The following is a 3,304-nucleotide window of genomic DNA, read 5'->3' on the forward strand; positions in this document are numbered from 1 at the left end:
ACCACGTGCCGCGGCACCGGCACAGCCGCAGCCAGTTGCTGCACGCGCTGGTCGGCGTCGTGCTGGTGACGACCAAGCACGGCCGCTGGATGGTGCCGCCCGACCATGCCATGTGGATACCGGCCGGCATCGAGCATTCGGTCGAGATGCTGGGCGATGTCTCGATGCGCTCGGTCTATGTCACGCCGGACGCCATTCCCGGCCTGCCGGAGGGCTTGCGCGTCGTCGGCATCACCGGGCTCATGCACAGCCTGATCGTCGAATCGGAGAAGTTGCCGCAGGGCGGCGAGCTCGAAGGGCGCGCCGGATTGATCATGGGGCTCTTGCTGCACGAGATCCCGAACCTGCCGGAACGGCCGCTCGGTCTGCCTTTCCCGTCGGATCCGAAGCTCGCGACGCTCTGCCGGCGCTTCGTGGCGGCGCCTTCGCCGCATGCGACGATCGACGAATGGGCGGATGCCGCGGGCATGAGCCGGCGCTCGTTCACCCGCGCCTTTCAGCGTCAGACCGGGCTGTCGCTGTCGACATGGCGCCAGCAGGCCTGCCTGTTCGCGGCGTTGCCGAGGCTTGCCGACGACGAGCCGATCACCAGAGTGGCGCTTGACCTCGGCTATGACAGCGTGCCGGCCTTCATCACCATGTTCAAGCGCATGCTGGGCGCCTCGCCGCGCGGCTATATGCGCGGCGCGCGCGAGGCGGGCGAGGGGGCAAAGCGGTTAAGCGGCCCGGTCCGTGCCGAAACCGCGGTGGCTTAATCGAACAGGCTCGAGACCGATTCCTCGGTCGCCGTGCGCGAGATCGCCTCGCCCATCAGGTCGGCGATCGAGATGACGCGGATGTTGGGCGCGTCGAGCACGGCCTGGCTCGGCTGGATGGAATCGGTGATCACCAGTTCCTGCAGCTTCGAACCGGCGATGCGGGCAACCGCGCCGCCCGAGAGCACGCCATGGGTGATGTAGGCGGTGACGCTGGTCGCGCCGTTGGCGAGCAGCGCGTCGGCGGCATTGCAGAGCGTGCCGCCGGAATCGACGATGTCGTCGATCAGCAGGCAATCCTTGCCGGCGACGGCGCCGATGATGTTCATGACCTCGGATTCGCCGGGGCGCTCGCGGCGCTTGTCGACGATGGCGAGCTGCGCGTCGAAGCGTTTTGCCAGCGCGCGGGCCCGCACCACGCCGCCGATGTCTGGCGACACCACCACGACGTTGCCGAGCTGCTTGTATTTCGCCTTCACGTCGCGGGCCATCACCGGCACCGAGAACAGATTGTCGGTCGGAATATCGAAGAAGCCCTGGATCTGGCCGGCATGAAGGTCGAGCGTCAACACGCGGTCGGCGCCGGCGCGGGTGATCATGTTGGCGACGAGCTTGGCCGAGATCGGCGTGCGGCCGGAGGCGCGGCGGTCCTGCCTGGCATAGCCGAAATAAGGGATGACCGCCGTGATTCGCCTTGCGGAGGAGCGCATGAAGGCGTCCATCATGATGAGCAGTTCCATCAGATGGTCGTTAGTCGGGAAAGACGTGGACTGCAGGATGAAGACATCCTCGCCGCGCACGTTTTCCTGGATCTCGACGAAGATCTCCTGATCGGCGAAGCGCCGGACGCTGGCCTTACCCAGCGGGATGTTGAGATAGCGAGCGACCGCTTCGGCCAGCACCCTATTGGAATTGCCCGCGAAAAGCTTCATGCACCGTTCCTGGTGAAGGATGGAGAGACCAAACAGACTCTCATGAGCCTTTTATGCGGGCTTTTAGCGGCCCGCGCCGGTATTGCAAGCCTCGTGATCGGGAATCCTTCGACAAGGCGCAACAAAGGCTGTCGGCATCGCAAGCCGGCAACACAATAGGGCGCCCTAGCCGGCGCCACCGCTGCCCAGCCAGGCGGTGAACTGGTCGATCGTCTGGTCGGCGATCGCCTGCATGGTCGCGGGAGCAACGGCCGGCCAGCCCTCGGTGCTGCCGACCGAAGGCGACTTCTGCTGGCCATTGATGCGGTGCAGGCGGTTGCCCGAGGGGTCGTAGACGTCCCAGACGTAGATGACGGTCGTGTCCTTGCCTTCGGACATCGTCGAAAAATAGCCTTTCAGCACATGCGTTGCCGTCTGGTCGGTGCTGCCGACAAGCGTCACGCCGCGCTGCCTGGCGCGCGTCTGCAGCTCCGCTGTCAGTGGTGCCGCGGCTTCCACCGAGGCGCCGACGATCGGCGCGACCTGCAGCCGGGTCTTGGCGATGGCGGCTGTCTGAGCGGGGGTAGCGGGCGCCGAAGCCGTCGCTGTCGCCGCAGGGGCTGGCGCGGTCGTCGTCGGCGATGTGGTGGCCGATGTGCCCGGGGTGGTCGGCAAAGTCTGAGCCGAACTCGCCGGCGGGGTGACGGCCGAAGGATCGAGGACGTCCTTGGCGTTGGTGCAAGCGGTGAGCGCCAGCGCCGCGAGCAATGACACGGTCGTCACCTGCGATCGTCTCATTTGCCCGAAAACTCCCTCGTGGCGACGCCCCCGCGTGAACCTACCATTATGGATTCACTGTACGATCAAGTCGAGATCATGGCGGGAGAGCGGCTTCGGCGCCGATTCCGTGGTGAGGTAGGTGCGGCCAAGGGTCATCGCCGACTCGGTCTCGGAGTCCATGATGATCATATGCGCGAACAGCGTCATGTTGGGCGCGATCGGCTCCGGATTGCCCTGGTAGAACATCGGCATATCCATCCAGGACGGCGTGAAGCGGGCGCCGACCGAATAGCCGCAGGCGTTCAGCCGGTGCTTGGTGAGATTATGCGCCTCGAGCGTGCGGGCATGCGCATCGAAGACATCGCCGAAGGTGTTGCCCGGCATCATCGCCTTTTCGACCGCAAGCAGCGCGGCGCGGGCGGCATCGAACAGTTCCTGGTGGCGCTTCGAGACCTTGCCGGTCAATGCGGTACGCATCATCGGGGCGTGGTAGTGATGGAAGACACCCGCCCATTCGAGCGTCAGCTGGTCGTTCTTGGTAAGCTTGCGGCGCCCGGCCTTATAGCGGCAAAGCAGGGCATCGGCGCCGGAGCCGATGATGTATTCGTTGGCGGGGTAGTCGCCGCCGCCGGCAAAGACGGCACCTTGCATGGCCGCCAGGATAGGCCCCTCGTCGCCGCCCTGCTTGATCAGCGGCAAGGCCGCATCCAGCGCATCGTCGGAAAGACTTGCCGCTTTTTCCGCCTTGGCGATTTCGGCCGGGCTCTTGAAGAGCCGCAGCCGGCCGACGATGCCGGAAGCATCGGCGATCTGGCCGAAGGTTTGCAACTGCTCATCCACGCGGCGGCCGTTGTAGGC

At 65.7% G+C, this 3,304-nt stretch carries 4 protein-coding genes; 1 reads left to right on the top strand and 3 read right to left on the bottom strand.

Features of this window, described 5'->3' with window-relative positions; genetic code table 11:
* Positions 1 to 755, top strand: a 755-nt coding sequence (locus EOA38_RS31525; protein WP_145966150.1) for a helix-turn-helix transcriptional regulator, incomplete at its 5' end; no start/stop codon positions are given.
* Here EOA38_RS31525 and EOA38_RS31530 read toward each other — a convergent pair.
* From EOA38_RS31530 to EOA38_RS31540, 3 genes are all read right to left on the bottom strand, one after another.
* Positions 752 to 1,687 carry a ribose-phosphate pyrophosphokinase gene (locus EOA38_RS31530; RefSeq protein WP_126092380.1) on the bottom strand — a complete coding sequence of 312 codons (936 nt, stop codon included), beginning with the start codon at positions 1,685 to 1,687 and terminating at the stop codon, positions 752 to 754. The two genes, EOA38_RS31525 and EOA38_RS31530, sit on opposite strands and share 4 nt — an antisense overlap.
* A 165-nt stretch (positions 1,688 to 1,852) precedes the next feature.
* Positions 1,853 to 2,464: a hypothetical protein gene (locus EOA38_RS31535; RefSeq protein ID WP_126092381.1), complete on the bottom strand. Its 612-nt coding sequence runs from the start codon at positions 2,462 to 2,464 to the stop codon at positions 1,853 to 1,855.
* A gap of 54 nt (positions 2,465 to 2,518) precedes the next feature.
* On the bottom strand, positions 2,519 to 3,304 hold a 786-nt coding region (locus EOA38_RS31540), incomplete at its 5' end, for a Xaa-Pro peptidase family protein (RefSeq protein WP_145966151.1).

It is taken from the genome of Mesorhizobium sp. M1E.F.Ca.ET.041.01.1.1 (assembly GCF_003997355.1).
GTDB lineage: Bacteria > Pseudomonadota > Alphaproteobacteria > Rhizobiales > Rhizobiaceae > Mesorhizobium.